This window comes from Streptomyces violaceorubidus (genome assembly GCF_000717995.1).
GTDB lineage: Bacteria > Actinomycetota > Actinomycetes > Streptomycetales > Streptomycetaceae > Streptomyces > Streptomyces violaceorubidus.
This window is the reverse complement of record NZ_JODM01000004.1, coordinates 203031-222355: the sequence shown is the minus strand read 5'-3', so window position 1 is coordinate 222355 and position 19325 is coordinate 203031. Positions and strand designations below refer to the sequence as shown.

Annotated in this window: 12 protein-coding genes; 9 read left to right on the top strand and 3 right to left on the bottom strand. The window is 69.1% G+C overall.

Annotated features, from left to right (window positions below; all coding sequences use genetic code 11):
• The first annotated feature begins 40 nt into the window (after window positions 1-40).
• Window positions 41-1162, top strand: a complete 1122-nt coding sequence (gene femX / locus IE94_RS0109160; RefSeq protein ID WP_003975027.1) for a peptidoglycan bridge formation glycyltransferase FemX — start codon at window positions 41-43, stop codon at window positions 1160-1162.
• Window positions 1163-1223: 61 nt separating this feature from the next.
• A complete protein-coding gene (locus tag IE94_RS0109155) occupies window positions 1224-2255 on the top strand; it encodes an alanine racemase (protein ID WP_030180845.1) in 1032 nt (343 codons plus the stop codon).
• An 89-nt stretch (window positions 2256-2344) separates the two neighbouring features.
• Here IE94_RS0109155 and IE94_RS0109150 read toward each other — a convergent pair whose 3' ends face one another.
• Window positions 2345-3853 (bottom strand): glycosyltransferase family 87 protein, encoded by a 1509-nt coding sequence (locus IE94_RS0109150; protein ID WP_030180840.1) that lies wholly within the window; start codon window positions 3851-3853, stop codon window positions 2345-2347.
• A gap of 125 nt (window positions 3854-3978) precedes the next feature.
• Window positions 3979-6363, bottom strand: a complete 2385-nt coding sequence (locus tag IE94_RS0109145; RefSeq protein ID WP_030180837.1) for a transglycosylase domain-containing protein — start codon at window positions 6361-6363, stop codon at window positions 3979-3981.
• Window positions 6364-7024: 661 nt separating this feature from the next.
• Between IE94_RS0109145 and IE94_RS0109140 the strand changes: the two genes are divergently transcribed.
• From IE94_RS0109140 to IE94_RS0109125, 4 genes are all read left to right on the top strand, one after another.
• The gene (locus tag IE94_RS0109140; protein ID WP_030180835.1) at window positions 7025-7702 is read left to right on the top strand and encodes a PadR family transcriptional regulator; all 678 of its coding nucleotides are present in this window, start codon (window positions 7025-7027) and stop codon (window positions 7700-7702) included.
• A 44-nt stretch (window positions 7703-7746) separates the two neighbouring features.
• Entirely contained in the window at window positions 7747-8829 is a 1083-nt protein-coding gene (locus tag IE94_RS0109135) for an inositol-3-phosphate synthase (protein WP_030180832.1), read from the top strand.
• Window positions 8830-8907: 78 nt separating this feature from the next.
• Window positions 8908-10185: an MFS transporter gene (locus IE94_RS0109130; protein WP_030180829.1), complete on the top strand. Its 1278-nt coding sequence runs from the start codon at window positions 8908-8910 to the stop codon at window positions 10183-10185.
• A gap of 106 nt (window positions 10186-10291) precedes the next feature.
• A complete protein-coding gene (locus tag IE94_RS0109125) occupies window positions 10292-10819 on the top strand; it encodes an LppU/SCO3897 family protein (RefSeq protein ID WP_030180826.1) in 528 nt (175 codons plus the stop codon).
• 74 nt (window positions 10820-10893) lie between these two features.
• Here IE94_RS0109125 and IE94_RS0109120 read toward each other — a convergent pair whose 3' ends face one another.
• Window positions 10894-12339: a CCA tRNA nucleotidyltransferase gene (locus tag IE94_RS0109120; protein WP_030180822.1), complete on the bottom strand. Its 1446-nt coding sequence runs from the start codon at window positions 12337-12339 to the stop codon at window positions 10894-10896.
• A 226-nt stretch (window positions 12340-12565) separates the two neighbouring features.
• Between IE94_RS0109120 and IE94_RS0109115 the strand changes: the two genes are divergently transcribed.
• The 3 genes from IE94_RS0109115 (at window position 12566) to IE94_RS0109105 (ending at window position 19311) form a co-directional block, all read left to right on the top strand.
• The gene (locus IE94_RS0109115) at window positions 12566-14971 is read left to right on the top strand and encodes a DUF6049 family protein (RefSeq protein WP_030180820.1); all 2406 of its coding nucleotides are present in this window, start codon (window positions 12566-12568) and stop codon (window positions 14969-14971) included.
• A gap of 43 nt (window positions 14972-15014) precedes the next feature.
• Window positions 15015-17453: a murein biosynthesis integral membrane protein MurJ gene (murJ, locus tag IE94_RS0109110; RefSeq protein WP_030180817.1), complete on the top strand. Its 2439-nt coding sequence runs from the start codon at window positions 15015-15017 to the stop codon at window positions 17451-17453.
• A 139-nt stretch (window positions 17454-17592) separates the two neighbouring features.
• Window positions 17593-19311 carry a protein kinase family protein gene (locus tag IE94_RS0109105; RefSeq protein ID WP_030180815.1) on the top strand — a complete coding sequence of 573 codons (1719 nt, stop codon included), beginning with the start codon at window positions 17593-17595 and terminating at the stop codon, window positions 19309-19311.
• Window positions 19312-19325: the final 14 nt, after the last annotated feature.

Genomic DNA, 19325 nt, shown 5'->3' with positions numbered 1-19325 from the left:
CTGTACCCATGGGGACACACCAGCCCGAGGAGCGCCCCGAATGAGCCTGACCCTGAGGACCATCAGCCGCGAGCAGCATCTGGCCTACATCCAGAGTCTGCCGGCGGCGAGCCACATGCAGGTCCCGGCATGGGCGGACGTCAAGGCGGAATGGCGCTCGGAGAACCTCGGCTGGTTCGACGACCGGACCGGTGAGCTGGTCGGTGTGGGTCTCGTCCTCTACCGCCAGCTGCCCAAGATCAAGCGTTACCTCGCCTACCTGCCCGAGGGCCCGGTCATCAACTGGTTCGCACCGAACCTCCAGGACTGGATGGAGCCGATGCTGGCGCACCTCAAGCAGCAGGGCGCCTTCTCCGTGAAGATGGGCCCGCCGGTGATCATCCGGCGCTGGGACGCGACGTCCATCAAGAAGGGCATCCAGGACCCCGACGTCAAGCGGCTGCGGGACATAGAGGCGGACCACATCGAGCCGCGCGCCTTCGAGGTGGCCGACAAGCTGCGCCGCATGGGCTGGCAGCAGGGCGAGGACGGCGGCGCCGGCTTCGGTGACGTGCAGCCCCGCTACGTCTTCCAGGTGCCGTTGGCCAACCGCTCCCTGGAAGAGGTCCACAAGAACTTCAACCAGTTGTGGCGCCGCAACATCAAGAAGGCCGAGAAGGCCGGTGTCGAGGTCGTCCAGGGCGGCTACCACGACCTGGAGGAGTGGCAGCGCCTGTACGAGATCACGGCCGTGCGCGACCACTTCCGGCCGCGTCCGCTCTCGTACTTCCAGCGCATGTGGGCGGCCCTCAACAACGAGGACCCCAACCGCATGCGGCTGTACTTCGCCCGGCACAACGGGGTGAACCTGTCCGCGGCGACCATGCTCGTCGTCGGCGGGCACGTCTGGTACTCCTACGGCGCCTCCGACAACATCGGCCGCGAGGTCAGGCCGTCGAACGCCATGCAGTGGGCCATGCTCCGCGACTCCTACGCGCTGGGCGCCACCGTCTACGACCTGCGTGGCATCTCCGACTCCCTGGACGAGAGCGACCACCTCTTCGGCCTGATCCAGTTCAAGGTGGGTACGGGCGGTCAGGCGGCCGAGTACCTCGGTGAGTGGGACTTCCCGCTGAACAAGCTGCTCCACAAGGCGCTCGACATCTACATGTCGCGCCGCTGACCGCACCGCCCATCCCCGATCCGCACCTCTGACAACGACGAGAAAGGTCCCAGGTCCGGCCATGGCGCTCACGCTCTACGTCGACACCGCGCGCTGGCGGGCGCACCACAAGCACGTGCAGGAGCAGTTCCCCGGGCTGGTCCCGGTCTGCAAGGGCAACGGCTACGGGTTCGGTCACGAGCGGCTGGCGGAGGAGGCCACGCGGCTGGGCTCGGACGTACTGGCCGTCGGCACCACCTACGAGGCCGCCCGTATCAAGGACTTCTTCGGCGGTGACCTGCTGGTCCTGACGCCGTACCGGCGCGGTGAGGAACCCGTGCCGCTGCCCGACCGCGTCGTGCGCTCGGTGTCCTCCATCGACGGGGTGTACGGCCTGGTGGGCGCGCGCGTGGTCATCGAGGTGATGTCCTCGATGAAGCGGCACGGCATCAGCGAGCAGGACCTGCCGCAGCTGCACGCCGCCATAGAGAACGTCCGGCTGGAGGGCTTCGCCATCCACCTGCCGCTGGACCGTACCGACGGCTCGGACGCCGTCGAGGAGGTCATCGGCTGGATGGACCGGCTGCGCGCGGCCCGGCTGCCGCTGCACACCATGTTCGTGAGCCATCTCAAGGCCGACGAACTGGCCCGGCTCCAGCAGCAGTTCCCGCAGACCCGCTTCCGCGCCCGGATCGGCACCCGGCTGTGGCTGGGGGACCACGAGGCCACCGAGTACCGCGGCGCGGTCCTGGACGTCACGCGTGTCGCCAAGGGCGAGCGCTTCGGCTACCGGCAGCAGAAGGCCGCCTCGGACGGTTTCCTGGTGGTCGTGGCGGGCGGTACCTCGCACGGGGTGGGCCTGGAGGCTCCGAAGGCGCTGCACGGCGTCATGCCGCGGGCCAAGGGTGTCGCCCGGGCCGGCCTCGCCACGGTCAACCGGAACCTCTCGCCGTTCGTCTGGAGCGGCAAGCAGCGCTGGTTCGCGGAGCCGCCGCACATGCAGGTGTCGATCCTGTTCGTTCCCTCGGACGCGGCGGAGCCCAAGGTGGGTGACGAGCTGGTGGCCCATCTGCGGCACACCACCACGCAGTTCGACCGCATCCTCGATCGCTAGCGAACGGGCCGTACCCGCGAGAAGGCCGTACACGACGTCTTGCCGACCTTCGTGTACGGCCTTTCACGTGCGCCGTTTCACGCGTTCACTCAGAGCGAACCGTTCGGCTGCCGGCCCTTGCCCCAGTGCACCTGTGGCCCTTCGGAGTGGGCCGCGGTCCGCTCCGTCCGAGCCGCGGGGCCCAGGACGAAGACGTCCTCCGCACCGTCCAGCACACCGCCCGAGGGGTCGTCGGCGCCCGTCCGCCGGACGGGGTCCCGGTCCGGCATCAGGATGTCGCGCACCACCATGGCGCAGAGGAACAGGGTGCCCAGCAGGTGCAGCCCGATGGCCCAGTGGTAGCCGTCCGTCGGCAGGCCCTTGTGGGCGTCACCGCTGGTCGTGTACGCGAGGTACATCCAGATGCCGAGGAAGTAGGCCACCTCGCACGCCTGCCAGATCAGGAAGTCCCGCCACTTCGGCCGGGCCAGCACGGCCAGCGGCACCAGCCAGAGCACGTACTGCGGTGAGTAGACCTTGTTGGTGAGGATGAACGCCGCGACGATCAGGAAAGCGAGCTGGGCGAACCGCGGGCGCCTAGGTGCGGTCAGTGTGAGCGCCGCGACGGCGCCGCAGCACAGCAGCATGAGAAGCGTGGCGAGGGTGTTGACGGTCTCGGTGCTGAGCGGGTTCGCGGAGTTCTGTCCCAGGATCAGCCAGAAGGACCCGAAGTCCACGCCGCGTTCCTGACTGAACGTGTAGAACTTCGACCAGCCGTCGAAGGCGAAGAGCATCACTGGCAGGTTCACCACGAGCCAGGCGACGGCCGCGCCTCCCAGCGCTGTCCCGAACGCCCGCCATTTGCCCGCCCGCCAGCACAGGACGAGCAGGGGGCCGAGGATCAGGAAGGGATAGAGCTTGGCAGCCGTGGCCAGGCCCAGCAGCACGCCGAAGGCCAGCGGACGCTCACGGGACCACATGAGCACGGCGGCGGCCGTCAGGGCGACCGCCAACAGATCCCAGTTGACCGTGGCGGTCAGCGCGAAGGCGGGGGCCAGGGCGACCAGCAGACCGTCCCAGGGGCGCCGGGCGTGCGTGCGGGTCACGCAGACGGAGATCACGGCCGCGCAGACCATGAGCATCCCGGCGTTGACCATCCAGTACCACTGCTCCTGGTCCTGGATGGTCCCGCTGCCCGGCGTGAGCCAGGACGCGACCTCCATGAACAGGCCGGTCAGGACGGGGTACTCCAGGTACTCCATGTCACCGGGGAGCTTGTCGAAGTACGGGACGAGCCCGTCGACGAACCCGCGGCCCTGGTAGAGGTGCGGGATGTCCGAGTAGCACGCGTGCGTGTACTGGGAACTGGCTCCGAAGAACCACGCACCGTTGTAGCAGGGTGCCTTCTGGACGAGTCCTAGGGCGAACATGCCGATCGCCACGAGCGCGATTACCCGCACGGGGGTCCACCAGGACGAGCCGAGCAGGGCGCGTCGGCCCAGCGGGCCGCCGATCAGCTCGCTGCCGGCGGCAGCGACCGCGTCCTCTCTGGTCGGCCGCACCGGGTCCGGCTCGTGCACGCTCGCTGGCGTCGATTCTGCACTGGGCATGGGGCACATCCTGCCGTACGCACCTGGGAACACGCCGGGGCCGCCGCACCCTCGTGGGTGCGGCGGCCCGTGTTTCACGTGAAACTTGCGGGTGTTTCACGTGAAACACCCGTTCTCGGCGACTCTGGAACTAGCTAGCCATTCGGACCCAAGATCGTGTTGCCACGGCTGTTTCCGTTGGTGTCGCCTTCTCCCACCGTCTCACTGGCCGACGGTGAAGGCGATTGGCTTCCCTCCGCGCCGCCAGGGCCACCGCCTCCGTTGCCGTTACCGGAATTGCTCCCGTTCCCGCAGTTCCAGTCCCAGACACTGCACGTCTCGCTCGCGGAAGGCGAAGGACTGGGCGCGGTGTCGCTGGGCGACGGCGACGGCGACGGGCTGGTCTCCTCGGTCTCGGAAGCAGAGGGAGAGGGGGAGGGCGTGGGGGTCGGCGACGGGGTGTCGTTGATGACCTGGCCGATGGGCTCCGGCTTCGGGAACTTCTCGGCCTTCATGCCCTTGACCGCATCGGACATGTAGTCCTGCCAGATCGTGGACGGGAAGGAGGCACCGTGGATCTTCTTCTCGCCACCGGTTCCGAACATCTCCAGGAACGTACGGTCCTTGATGGTCTCGTCGTCCGGGTAGCGGTACATGCTGATCGCGGTCGACAGCTGCGGGGTGTAGCCGACGAACCAGGCGGACTTGTTGCCGTCGGTGGTACCGGTCTTACCGGCCACCTCACGTCCGGGCAGCTGGGCGTTGGAACCCGTTCCCTTCTCGACGACGGTCTTCAGGACGTCCGTCACGTTGTCCGCGACCTTCGCCGTGAACGCCTGCTTCTCCTTGACCTTGTGCGTGTAGAGCGTGCCGTCCTTGCTCGTCACCTTCGTGACGGAGTACGGCTCGCGCTGCTTGCCGCTGTCCGCGAAGGTGGCGTACGCGCCCGCCATGCGGATGGCGCTCGGGTCCGAGACACCGATGGAGAAGGACGGGTAGCCGGAACCGGCCAGGCTGTCCTCCAGGAGCCCCGCGTCCACGGCGGACTCCTTCACCTTGTCCAGGCCGACGTCCATGCCGAGCTGCACGAAGGCGGAGTTCACCGACTCCCGCATCGCCTCACGGAGGTCGATCTTGTAGTCCGGCGGGTTACCGACGTTGTCCTGACCGTCGTTCTCCTGGCGCCACTGCTCGCCCTTCTCGTTCTCCCAGATCGACCCGTCATAGTTATTGATCTTGAGGTCGTTCTTGCCGCTGTAGAGGCTCTTCGGGGAGACGACGGTGCGCTCGTCCTGGGCCTGGACCGGACCGAGGTCCGGGTCGCGCACACCCCACTTCATCGCGGCCGCGAGCACGAACGGCTTGAACGTCGAACCGACCTGGGCACCGGTCACGTCGGCGTTGTTGGTGAAGTGCTTGGTCGCGTCCTCACCGCCGTAGATGGCCTTGATCGCCCCGGTCTGGGTGTCGATGGAAGCACCGCCGAACTGGACGTGGGTGTCCGTCTTGGGGCGCTTCTTCGGGTCGATCTTCTCCTTGTAGACCTTCTTGACCGCCTTCTCGAGCTCGTCGACCTTCTTCTTCTCGAAGGTCGTGTAGATCGAGTAGCCGCCCTTCTCCAGCTGCTGCTCCGTCACCGCGCCGCTCCGGACCACGGAGGCCTTGGCGAGCCTGACGAGGTAGCCGATCTGGCCACCCAGATTCGCGTTCGACTGCGGATTCTGCGTGGTGGGGAGTTCGGTGTACTTGGCCCGTTCCGCCTGGCTCAGATGCTTGTACTCCACCATCTTGTCGAGGGTGTCCTGCATCTGGGAGAAGGCCCGCTTCTTGTTCGCCTCGGGCGTGGCCGCCGGGTCGATCGCGATCGAGCCCGCGGGGTCGTAGTAGGTGGCACCCTTGAGCACCGCCGACAGGAAGGCGCACTGCCCCGGGTTGAGGTCGACGGCGTCGACGTTGAAGTACGCCCGTGCGGCTGCCTGGACGCCGTAGGAGCCGCGGCCGTAGTAGGCGGAGTTCAGGTAGCCCTCGAGGATCGTGTCCTTCGGTTCCTCGGCACCGACCTTGATCGAGACGAAGATCTCCTTGACCTTGCGGGAGATCGTCTGCGACTGGTCGTTGAGCATCGCGTTCTTCACGTACTGCTGGGTGATGGTGGAGCCACCCTGGGTCTCACCGCCCCTGGCCATGTTGAACACGGCCCGGGCGATGCCCTTGGGGTCGATGCCGCTGTCGGTGTAGAACGTCTTGTTCTCCTGCGAGATGACGGCGTTGCGCATCGCCTTCGGGATCTGCGAGAGATTGACGTTCTGGCGGTTGCGGTCACCGCCGGTGGCCACCATCCGGGTGTTGTCGTCCCAGTAGTAGACGTTGTTCTGCGCCTTGGCGGAATCGTCGACGACCGGGACGCTCACCATGGCGTACGCAAGGCCGGCGGCACCGACCAGGCAGCCGATGAAGGCGATGCACAGCCCGGAGACGAGCCGCCAGGACGGCACCCAGCGGTGCCACCCGTCCTTGTCGTGGCGCGGGTAGTCGATCATCCGCTTCTTGCCGGGCGCCGCGGCGCGTCCCCTCCCGGGCCCTGCGGGACCGCCGGGTGCCCCTCTCCGGTCGCGGCCCGGCTCGGCCGCCCTGCGACGGCCGCCCCCGTTCCGCTGTGCCGCGCGCCGGGCTTCGGCGCGACTTCCGTACGCCCGCTGTTCCTCGTCCGGACCGTACGAGCCGGACGGAGACCCTGTGGCGCCTCGCGGTGCCGCACGGCGGCCGGAGGACGAACCGGACTGACCGCGTCGGGCCGCGGCACGTCCGCCTCCCTGCGGCGGCGGCGGTTTGCGACGGTGCTCGCTCATCGAACGACTACTCCTCGGGCAGGCGCACCTTTGCGCGCCTGGTAAAGGCGGCTGGTTTCCGGTCCCCCCGAAGTACGGCTGCGGCCCCTTCCGCATTCACCCGTACTGCACCGGGGACAGGGACGCCCCCAGACGTCACTCGGTTCCCGGTGGTTTGCATGGCGCACACACTACGCACCGTCAAAACCCCCGCGGCCCGAAGTTCACCTCAAATCAGGCAACTTGCTCGCGATGAAACCCTGATGTGATCCCGTTCACCAGTTCACCTCTTGTCGCACGCAGAAGCTCGTTCTATCGTGCTGATGTATCGAGTCGATACATCAGCACGGCATAAGGGCGAGAGGAGGCGACGATGAGCCGGAGATCCGGCATCCTCGAGTTCGCCGTACTCGGCCTGCTCCGCGAGTCCCCGATGCACGGCTACGAGCTGCGTAAACGGCTCAACACGTCACTGGGTGTGTTCCGGGCGTTCAGCTACGGGACGCTCTACCCCTGCCTCAAGACGCTGGTCGCCAACGGCTGGTTGATCGAGGAACCGGGGAACGTCGGCGAGGCCGCCGCTTCCCTCACGGGACGCCGCGCCAAGATCGTCTACCGGTTGACGGCCGACGGTAAGGAACACTTCGAGCAGCTCCTCTCCCAGACGGGCCCGGACGCGTACGAGGACGAGACCTTCGCCGCTCGCTTCGCGTTCTTCGGGCAGACGTCGCGAGACGTACGCATGCGCGTGCTCGAGGGACGGCGCAGCCGGCTGGAGGAGCGCCTGGAGAAGATGCGGACCTCGCTGGCCCGCACCCGGGAGCGACTCGACGACTACACGCTTGAGCTGCAGCGCCATGGAATGGAGTCCGTGGAGCGCGAAGTGCGCTGGCTGAACGAGCTCATCGAGAGCGAGCGGGCGGGGCGGGACCTGAGGGGTTCCGCCGCCGAGGGGACCGCTCAACAGGACACGACATCTGGAGCGACGGGCGGCCTGCCCCGGCCGGGGGACGACCCCCGGCCGGATACGCCCGGCGACACCGCCACGTGAGCGCCCAGTCAGGGCCTCACTCGTACACACAGGGAGCAACCGGAATGGGTTCGGTTCGCGTAGCCATCGTCGGTGTGGGCAACTGCGCCGCATCGCTGGTGCAGGGCGTCGAGTACTACAAGGACGCCGACCCGGCGGCCAAGGTCCCCGGCCTGATGCACGTCCAGTTCGGCGACTACCACGTCAGTGACATCGAGTTCGTCGCCGCCTTCGACGTGGACGCCAAGAAGGTCGGCCTGGACCTCGCGGACGCCATCGGCGCCTCCGAGAACAACACCATCAAGATCTGCGACGTGCCGAACACCGGCGTCCAGGTCCAGCGCGGCCACACGCACGACGGTCTCGGCAAGTACTACCGCCAGACCATCGAGGAGTCCGCCGAGGCGCCGGTCGACATCGTCCAGGTCCTCAAGGACAAGCAGGTCGACGTGCTCGTCTGCTACCTGCCCGTCGGTTCCGAGGTCGCGGCGAAGTACTACGCCCAGTGCGCCATCGACGCCAAGGTCGCCTTCGTCAACGCCCTCCCGGTCTTCATCGCCGGCACCAAGGAGTGGGCGGACAAATTCACCGAGGCGGGCGTCCCGATCGTCGGCGACGACATCAAGTCGCAGGTCGGCGCCACCATCACGCACCGCGTCATGGCGAAGCTGTTCGAGGACCGGGGCGTCGTCCTGGACCGCACGATGCAGCTGAACGTCGGCGGCAACATGGACTTCAAGAACATGCTCGAGCGCGAGCGCCTGGAGTCCAAGAAGATCTCCAAGACGCAGGCCGTCACCTCCCAGATCCCCGACCGCGACCTGGGTGCGGACAACGTCCACATCGGCCCGTCCGACTACGTCGCCTGGCTCGACGACCGCAAGTGGGCCTACGTCCGCCTCGAGGGCCGCGCCTTCGGTGACGTCCCGCTGAACCTCGAGTACAAGCTCGAGGTCTGGGACTCCCCGAACTCGGCCGGTGTCATCATCGACGCCCTGCGCGCCGCGAAGATCGCCAAGGACCGCGGCATCGGCGGCCCGATCCTGTCGGCGTCGAGCTACTTCATGAAGTCCCCGCCGGTCCAGTACTTCGACGACGAGGCCCGTGCCAACGTCGAGAAGTTCATCGCGGGCGAGGTCGAGCGCTGAGCAGCCGCTGACCCCGGTCTGCCGAGGGTCCCCGGGTCGCATGACCCGGGGACCCTTCCCGTATGTGAGGCTGTGCCCATGGCCGTCGTCCGTGACCTGCGCGTCCTGCTGCGCCTGAAGGGGTTTCGGCGCCTGCTCGCCGTTCGCCTGCTCTCCCAGGGCGCCGACGGTATCTACCAGGTCGCGCTCGCCACCTACGTCGTCTTCTCCCCGGAGAAACAGACCTCGCCCGCCGCGATCGCCTCCGCGATGGCGGTGCTGCTGCTTCCGTACTCCCTGGTGGGGCCTTTCGCCGGCGTCCTCCTCGACCGCTGGCGCCGCCGCCAGGTCTTCCTGTACGGCAACCTGCTGCGTGCCGCGCTGGCCTCGGTGACGGCGGTGCTGATGGTCGCCTCCGTTCCCGACTGGCTCTTCTACGTCTCGGCCCTCTGTGTCACGGCCGTCAACCGCTTCGTCCTCGCGGGTCTGTCCGCCGCGCTGCCCCGGGTGGTCGACGCCGAACGTCTGGTGATCGCCAACTCGCTCTCCCCGACGGCCGGCACCCTGGCCGCCACTGCGGGCGGCGGCCTCGCCTTCGTCGTACGCCTCGTCGTCTCCGACTCCGACGCCGCAGTGGTGCTGCTCGGCGCCGGCCTCTATCTGTGCGGGGCGCTGGCGTCGCTGCGGATCGCCGTGGACCTGCTCGGCCCCGACCCGGAACGCGTACCGCCCAGGCTGGCCTCGGCGCTCACCGGCACGGCCCGCGACCTGGTGGCGGGCGTGCGTCATCTCGCCGCGCCCGTCCGCCGGGAAGCGGCCTGGGCACTCGCGGGCATGACGCTGATGCGGTTCTGCTACGGCGCCCTGCTGGTGATGCTGTTGATGCTGTGCCGGTACTCCCTCTCCTCGGACACGGAGGAGGGGCTCGCCCTGCTGGGGCTGGCGCTGGGGGTCTCCGGGGCCGGGTTCTTCGCGGCGGCGGTGGTCACCCCCTGGGCCGCGGGAAGGCTGGGACCCGGTCGCTGGATGGCCGTGTGCGCGGCGGTCGCCACCGTGCTGGTGCCGGCGCTGGGACTGCCGTTCGCCACGGCGCCCCTGCTCGCCGCCGCCTTCGTGCTGGGCCTGACCACGCAGGGAGCGAAGATCGCGACCGACACGGTCGTGCAGTCCCTGGTCGACGACACCTTCCGGGGCCGGATCTTCTCCGTCTACGACGTGCTGTTCAACGTGGCCTTCGTCGGCGCGGCCGGGGTGGCCGCGCTCATGCTGCCGCCTGACGGCCGGTCGGTTCAGCTGGTCGTGACGGTCTCCGTGCTCTACGGAGTGGTTGCGGCAGCTATGGCCCGGTTTGAGAGTCGACGAGTGTCACATCAGTGACACAGAGGCCCATTGGGCTACAGAGTTGTCAGTGGGACCCGGTAGCTTACGTGCGTCTTATCTCGCGGCATGTTCGCGACACGCACCTATTCCAGGGGGACCCCCAGTGACCACCCAGCCGCCGCCTCAGGGCAACCCGTTCGCGCAGAACCCGCCGCAGGCTCCGCAGCAGCCCCAGGGGCAGAACCCCTACGCCCAGGGGCAGCCGGGCTTCCCGCAGCAGGCAGGCCAGCCCGGTCAGCCCGGCTTCCCGCAGCAGGGTGCCCCGTACGCCCCGGTGCCGCCGCAGCCGGCCCGCCGCAAGCTGAGCTTCAAGACGATCAAGAACATCGTCATCGCGGTGGTCGTCGTGGGTGTAGCGGTCGGCGGTTACATCGCCAGCCGGGACGACGCCGACACCGCTGCGGTCGGCGACTGCATGCACCGCGGCAGCACCAGCGACACCGACCCGGACCTCGAGGTCGTCGACTGCGGCGACGCGAAGGCCCAGTACGTGGTGCTGGCCAAGATCAAGGGGTCCTTCTCCGCTCTCACCGCTGAGAGCAAGTGCTCCGAAGCCGCCAAGGACTTCCAGTACTCGTACACCGAGAGCGGCAGCGGCAGCGACTTCCTGCTCTGCCTGAAGGACAAGTAAGGCACCGTCACAGACGGCGAAGGGGCGATGTTTCACGTGAAACATCGCCCCTTCGTCTGTTCGTCATCCTCGGGTCACGCCTCCTGGCCGGCCCACCACTCCTTCAGCGCCGCCACCGCCGCGTCGTGCCCCATCGGCCCGTTCTCCAGGCGAAGCTCCATCAGGTGCTTGTACGCCTGGCCGACGGCCGGTCCGGGACGGATGCCGAGGATCTCCATGATCTGGTTGCCGTCCAGGTCCGGGCGGATCGCGTCCAGCTCCTCCTGCTGCTGAAGCTGCTCGATCCGTTCCTCCAGACCGTCGTAGGCACGGGAGAGGGCCGCCGCCTTGCGCTTGTTGCGTGTCGTGCAGTCCGATCGCGTCAGCTTGTGGAGACGGCCGAGCAGCGGGCCCGCGTCCCGGACATAGCGGCGGACCGCGGAGTCCGTCCACTCACCCGTGCCGTAGCCGTGGAAGCGCAGATGCAGCTCGACCAGGCGTGAGACGTCCTTCACCAGCTCGTTGGAGTACTTGAGCGCGGTCATGCGCTTCTTCGTCATCTTGGCGCCCACCACCTCGTGGTGGTGGAACGAGACCCTGCCGTCCTTCTCGAAGCGGCGGGTGCGCGGCTTGCCGATGTCGTGCAGCAGGGCGGCCAGGCGCAGGGTGAGGTCGGGCCCGTCGCTCTCCAGGGCCATCGCCTGCTCCAGGACGATGAGGGTGTGGTCGTAGACGTCCTTGTGCCGGTGGTGCTCGTCGCGCTCCAGTCGCAGGGCCGGCAGCTCGGGCAGGACCCGGGCGGCCAGGCCCGTCTCCACCAGCAGGCTCAGCCCCTTGCGCGGGTGCGGGGAGAGGATGAGCTTGTTCAACTCGTCCCGGACCCGCTCGGCGGAGACGATGTCGATGCGCCCGGCCATGTCGTGCATGGCCTTCACGACCTCCGGCGCCACCTCGAAGTCGAGCTGTGCGGCGAAGCGCGCGGCCCGCATCATCCGGAGCGGGTCGTCCGAGAACGAGTCCTCGGGAGTCCCGGGAGTACGCAGCACCCGGGCCGCAAGGTCGTCGAGTCCGCCGTACGGGTCGATGAACGCCTTCTCCGGAAGCGCGACGGCCATCGCGTTCACCGTGAAGTCACGCCGGACGAGGTCCTCCTCGATGGAGTCACCGTAGGACACCTCGGGCTTGCGCGAGGTGCGGTCGTACGCCTCCGACCGGTAGGTGGTCACCTCGATCTGCCAGCCGTCCTTCTGCCCTCCGACCGTGCCGAAGGCGATCCCGACATCCCAGACCGCGTCCGCCCAGGGACGCATGATCTTCAGTACGTCCTGAGGGCGGGCGTCGGTCGTGAAGTCCAGGTCGTTGCCGAGCCGCCCGAGCAAGGCGTCCCGGACCGAGCCGCCGACCAGGGCGAGCGAGAACCCGGCCTCCTGAAAGCGGCGGGCGAGATCGTCGGCGACAGGGGCGATCCGCAGCGGCTCACTCACCGTGCGGTGCTGCTCCTGGCTCAGGACGCTGGGGCTGACTTCGTTGGCGTTCGGCACAACAGAACAGGGTACGTGGCCCGGGCGGAGACAGGCGCCCCCGTAGAACGCGCACCGAATCCCCCGCTTCCGTACCGCTCCCTTTATAGGCGCACATAGCGGGAGGGCCCGGCCCGCCCGCCGATCTTGTGGCGTACTCCGCGGCACTTCCCCTCGGCGCACATCGTTACCATGCGTGGACGCACATTCCGACGACCACTGATCACGACGAGGGACGGGCGAGCGCGTGGCCGAGGCGGCAGACTTCCAGGGGACCAGTGCCTCACCTGCCCGCCGGTGGCTGCGGCGCACCACGGCACTGCTCGCCGGGGCGCCGCTGCTGGCCGGTCTCGTCCAGCTGCCCGCCGCCGGCTCGGCGCACGCCGAGGAGGCCGCCGCCGCCCTGACCGACTCCGACTCGGGCTCGGTGGCCGTGGCCGTCGACTCACTCACCCCCTCCGCGCCCACGGACGGGGACACGGTGACCGTCTCGGGCACCGTGACCAACCACGGCAAGCAGGCCGTCACCGACGCCCATGTGGGCCTGCGCGTGGGCCCACCGGTCGACACCCGTTCGTCGGTCGACTCGATCGCCAAGAACAGCGACGACCTCCAGGGCTCCATCTCTCCGGAGATCGACGACAAGTACACCGACGAGTTCTCCAAGCTCACCCCCGGTGTCGCCGAGCACTTCAACATCTCCGTGCCGGTGGACGACCTGAACCTCGGCAACGACGGCGTCTACGAATTCGCCGTCTCACTGTCCGGCGAGACCTCCGCTCAGCCGTGGGAGCAGATCCTCGGCATCCAGCGCACCTTCCTGCCGTGGCAGCCCGGCGAGGCCGACACCAGGACCAGGACCACGGCGCTGTGGCCGCTCGTCTCGACGACGCACATGGCCGCCGAAACGGGGCCGAACGAGGAGCAGACCCCGGTCTTCCTCAACAACGACCTGGCAAAGGAGATCTCCCCCGGCGGCCGCCTGAACCAGATGGTGGCGCTGGGCAAGGACCTCGACGTCACCTGGGTGGTCGATCCGGACCTGCTGGCGTCCGTCGACGCGATGACGGGCAGCTACCGCGTCCGGGACGGGGACAAGACCACCGTGGGCACCCACCAGGCGGTCGCCAAGCAGTGGCTGGCCGACCTGCAGGACGCGGTGGCCGACGAGGAGGTCGTCGCGCTCCCCTTCGCCGACCCCGACCTGGCGTCCCTGGCCCACAACGGCACGGATGTCACCGGCTCGCTGAGTCAGCTCAAGGACGCGACGGACGTCGTCGACAACACGGTCGAACCGATCCTCCATGTGAAGCCGAACACCGACTTCGCCTGGCCCGTGGACGGCGCCGTCGACCGGTCGATCGTCAAGGTCGCCACCTCCGCGGGCGCCGACAAGGTGATCGCGCGCAGCGACAGCCTCCAGGAGACCAACGGCCTCTCCTACACACCGTCCGCCGCCCGTCCCATCGGCGGCGGGACGACGGCCGTCGTGGCGGACGCCCGGATGTCCACGGCCTTCGAGGGCGACCTGACGAGCGCGTCCGCGTCCACGCTCGCCGTGCAGCGCTTCCTTGCCCAGAGCCTGGGCCTGGGGCTCCAGACCGGCAAGCAGCGCAGCGTCGTCATCGCCCCTCAGCGGACGCCCACCGGGAGCCAGGCGCGCGCGATGGCCGAGGGCCTGCGGGCCCTCCAGGGCGGCACCTGGTCCCAGTCCCAGAAGCTGACGGAGGCCTCCGCGGCCAAGCCGGACCCGGACGCCACCACCAAGGTTCCGGGGACCTCCTCCTACCCGTCGGCGCTGCGCAAGAAGGAGCTGCCCCGGTCGGCCTTCGTACAGAGCGCCCAGACGCAGGACGCCCTGGACAGCTTCAAGGTCGTGCTCTCGGACCCGTCCCGGGTGGTGACGCCCTTCGGTCGCGCCCTGAACCGGGAGATGTCCGTGTCGTGGCGCGGCCGGGCCACCGAGGCGAAGTCGTTCCGCGCCGACGTGAAGTCGTACCTCGACGGGCTGGCCGGCCGGGTCAGACTGATCGACAAGTCGGAGACGAAGCTCTCCGGCCGCAGCGCCACGATCCCGGTCACGGTGCAGAACAACCTCGTGCAGGACGTGGGACCCCTGGTCCTGCGGCTCACCTCGACGAACCCGACCCGCCTCGAGATCGACGGCGCCCGCTACGAGGAGCAGCCGATCTCGGTATCCGGCGGCCACAGCCAGTCGGTGAAGTTCACCACGTCGGCCAACGCCAATGGCCGGGCGACGGTGATCGCCCAGCTGTACACGAAGGACGGACGGCCGTACGGCGCCCCTGTGACCTTCGACGTGAAGGTCACGGAGATCACGGCCACCGTGATGCTCGTCATCGGAGGCGGCGTTCTGCTGCTGGTCCTCGCCGGCTTCCGGATGTACACGCAGCGCAAGCGTGCCGCGGCCCGTGCCGCCGAGAAGGACGAGGAGGGCGGCTCCGAGGAGCCGGAGGCCTCGGACAACGCCGAGAACGGCCCGGAGAACCCGGGGGAGCCCGAAGGGCGTCCCACGGACGAGTCCGCGGCGCCGGCCCGGGCAGACGACCCGGAGCAGCCGAGTGACCCGACACCGGACACCGCAGCGGAAAGCACCGACCCGTCCGGCACGGGTGAGAGAGTGGACCGTTGAGATGTCGTGGCCGGTCGGCCCGGGACGATGAGGTGGGGTAACCATGAACGCGCCGTACGACGGTGACCGCGGTCAGGCCGTGGACGGCTCGGGTCACCCCCAGGGTCCGCCGCCGGACCCGGGACAGACACCGCCGCAGCAGCCTGCGGACATGTACCTCCAGGACGCCTACGACCAGGACCCCTACCGGGCACAGGACCTCTCCGCCCAGGACCCGGTCTCCGAGGCGCTCTACGACCGCGCCGCGCACCCCCCGCCGCCCCCGGGGACCTACCCGCCTCAGCAGCCGCTGTACTCCCAGCCCTCCCAGTCGCCCTACGCCCCCGACCCCCGCGTCTGGGCGCCGACCCCGGCCCCCGAACCGGAGGGCCCGACGCAGTACCTGCCGTACGGCGACGATCCTCGGACCACCCAGTTCGTGGGCGTCGACGACCTGGTCGGCCAGGCCGGTGAGCAGCGTCATGAGCCGGACGCCTTCGCGCACCTCTTCCGCGACCAGCAGCAGGGCGGCAGCCACCCCGCGTACGACGACCAGGCGGCCGTGCCCGCTCCGGCTCCCGCCCCGGAACCGTACGGCGGTGCGGCAGGGCCGGGGCAGTACGGCACCCCGCCGGCCCCCGGACCGTACGGCGGGCACCAGGAGCCCGGCCCCTACGGGAACGCCGGGGCACACGGCCCGTACGGCGGTCCGGCTCCGGCGCAGGGACAGTACGGCAGCGCTTCGGCGCACGGGCAGCACGCGGCGCCCGCACCCGGCCAGTACGCGGTGGCACCCACCACGGAGGCGGCCGAGGCCCCGCTCCAGGAGCCCGAGCCCGCTCCCGCGAGCACGTCGGCCGCGCCCAAGAAGGGCGGGCGCGCGGGGGGCCTGCTGAAGTCGAGCGCCGTGATGGCGGCGGGCACGATGGTGTCGCGGCTGACCGGGTTCATCCGGTCCGCGATGATCGTTTCGGCCCTGGGCCTCGCGTTGCTGGGCGAGTCCTTCCAGATCGCCTACCAGCTGCCGACGATGATCTACATCCTCACCGTCGGCGGCGGTCTCAACTCGGTCTTCGTTCCCCAGCTCGTCCGCGCCATGAAGGACGACGACGACGGTGGCGAGGCCTACGCCAACCGGCTCCTGACCCTGGTCATGGTGGCCCTTGGCATCCTCACCGCGCTGGGCATGCTCGCGGCCCCGCTGCTGGTGCGCGCGCTGTCGAACCCGGTGGCCTCGGATCCCGCGGCCAACGAGACGGCCGTCACCTTCACCCGGTACTTCCTGCCGTCCATCTTCTTCATGGGCGTCCACGTCGTGATGGGGCAGATCCTCAACGCACGTGGGCGGTTCGGCGCGATGATGTGGACCCCGGTCCTGAACAACATCGTCATCATCGTCACCCTAGGCATGTTCCTCTGGGTCTACGGCACGGCCGCCGACTCCGGTATGACGGTGGCGACCATCCCGGCGGAAGGCAAGCAGCTCCTCGGTATCGGCATCCTGCTCGGCCTCGTCGTCCAGGCCCTGGCGATGATCCCCTACCTGCGCGAGACCGGGTTCAGGCTCCGGCTGCGGTTCGACTGGCGGGGCCACGGCCTCGGCAAGGCCGCGATGCTCGCCAAGTGGACGATCCTTTTCGTCCTCGCCAACCAGGCGGGCGCCCTCGTCGTCATCCAGCTCGCCACGGCGTCGGTCACGGACACCGACCTTGCCGGCACCGGTTACAGCGCCTACGCCAACGCCCAGCTCATCTGGGGCCTGCCGCAGGCCATCATCACCGTTTCCCTGATGGCCGCGCTGCTGCCCCGCATCTCCCGCTCGGCGTCCGAGGAGGACGGGGGAGCGGTGCGCGACGACATCTCCCAGGGCCTGCGCACCACGGCCGTCGCCATCGTGCCGGTGTCCTTCGGATTCGTCGCGCTCGGCATCCCGATGTGCACCCTGATCTTCGGCTCCTCGGGCACGGGCGCGGCCACCAACATGGGCTACATGCTCATGGCCTTCGGCCTCGGTCTCATCCCGTACTCCGTGCAGTACGTCGTCCTGCGCGCCTTCTACGCCTACGAGGACACCCGGACGCCCTTCTACAACACCGTCATCGTGGCCGTGGTCAACGCCGCCGCCTCGGGCCTGTGTTTCCTCCTGCTGCCCTCGCGCTGGGCCGTCGTCGGCATGGCGGCCAGCTACGGCCTGGCCTATGTGATCGGCGTGGGCGTCGCCTGGCGCAGGCTGCGCAAGCGGTTGGGCGGGGACCTGGACGGCGCCCGGGTGCTGCGGACCTACGCCCGGCTGTGCATCGCGTCCGTACCGGCCGCCCTGCTCAGTGGCGCCGCCTGCTACGCGATCAGCCGCGCGCTCGGCCAGGGCGTCGTGGGTTCGTTCGCCGCGCTGCTGGCCGGCGGAGTGCTTCTGTTCGGTGTCTTCTTCGTCGCCGCCCGCCGCATGCGCATCGAGGAAGTCAACTCTCTGGTCGGCATGGTGCGCGGACGCCTGGGACGCTGAGACCCGGGGTAGGCGCACAACCATCGTCCACCGCTGTGTGTCGTGCATAGCGGCGGACTGTGGGCACAATTGGGTTCGGCGTCGGACGCGCGGATCGGAAGTCGGCCGACGCGCACGGAATGGGGAGGCAGGAACGACGGTGGCGGAACGGAGCACAGCTGCCGTCGACGTGGCAGACAACAGCGGCGATGAGCCGCTGACCGCGGAGGCGGACCAGTCCACGGCCGACGGGGTGGCCAACAACCGGGAGCGGAACACGGACAGCGACGAGGCACAGGGGAACCCCACGAGCGAGGAATCCGGCAAGGCCTCGCCTCCCGAACTGCACAGCGGGCACAAGCTCGCCAGACGCTACCGCCTCGAGGAATGCGTCACCCGTCTGGACGGCTTCAGCAGCTGGCGGGCCGTCGACGAGAAGCTGCGCCGCGCCGTCGGAGTCCACCTCCTGCCGGCGGACCACCCGCGAGCCCGGTCCGTCCTGGCGGCAGCGCGCTCCTCCGCCCTGCTCGGTGACCCCCGCTTCGTCCAGGTACTAGATGCCGTCGAGGACAACGACCTCGTCTACGTCGTGCACGAGTGGCTCCCCGACGCCACCGAACTGACCGCGCTCCTGGCCTCCGGGCCCCTGGAGGTCTACGACGCCTACCAGATGGTCAGTCAGGTCTCGTCCGCCATGGCGGCCGCCCACCGTGAGGGCCTGGCCCATCTTCGCCTGAACCCCAACGCGGTACTGCGTACGTCGACGGGGCAGTGGCGGATCCGCGGACTCGCCGTCAACGCCGCGCTGCGCGGCATCAGTTCCGACACTCCGCAGCGCACCGACACCGAGGCCATCGGCGCCCTGCTCTACGCCACGCTCACCCAGCGCTGGCCGTACGAGAGCGACGCGTACGGTCTGGCGGGGCTGCCCAAGGACCTCGGGCTGATCCCGCCGGACCAGGTGCGGGCCGGCGTCCACCGCGGTCTGTCCGAACTGGCGATGCGGGCGCTCGCCAACGACGGCGCCACCGCCTCCCGTCACGAGTCCCCGTGCACGACGCCGGAGGAACTGGTGAAGGCGATCGGCGAGATGCCACGCATCCGCCCGCCGGAGCCGGCGTACACCGCACCGCCCCAGTACCAGCACACGGCCTACCAGCAGGGCGCGTACGGCCGCCCGGCACCGCATCCCGGTGTCACCCCGCCCGTACCGACGCCGCCGCCCCCGCTGCAGAGCCGTACGGGCAAGGCCTTGAAGTGGAGCGTCTCGGCCCTGTTGATCGCCGCACTCGGCCTCGGCAGCTGGCAGCTCGCGGACGCCCTCATGGAACGGGGCGGCAAGGCCGACGACCCGAACCAGACCCAGACGGTCGACGGCAACGACAAGAACGACGAGCAGACCAGGCCGGTCAAGCCGATCACCGTTCGGAGGGCCCAGGAGTACGTCGCCAGCGGCAGTGCCCAGGCACCGCAGGACGTGGCCAACACCTACGACGCCGACACCTCTACCTTCTGGCGCACCAAGAAGTACAACGAAGGGCCGAGGCTCGCGCCGTACAAACCCGGGGTCGGCATCGTCTACGACCTCGGTTCACCGCAGGACGTCTCGACGGCGTCGATAGGACTCCGGTACACGGGTGATCACACGACCGTGCACTTCTACGCCACCGATTCCCTGACGCCCTCGACGGGAGTCGACGGCATGAAGGAGATCGCGAGCGCCACCACGACCGGCACCTCGCTCACGGCCAAGGCCTCGAAGCCCGTGAAGACGCGGTACGTCCTGCTGTGGATGACCGATGTACCGAATGCCCCGGCCGACGGCTACAGCAACGCCGGCTACAAGCAGGCGATCACCGACGTGACGTTCAAGGGCTGAGGGCCCTCCGAGGA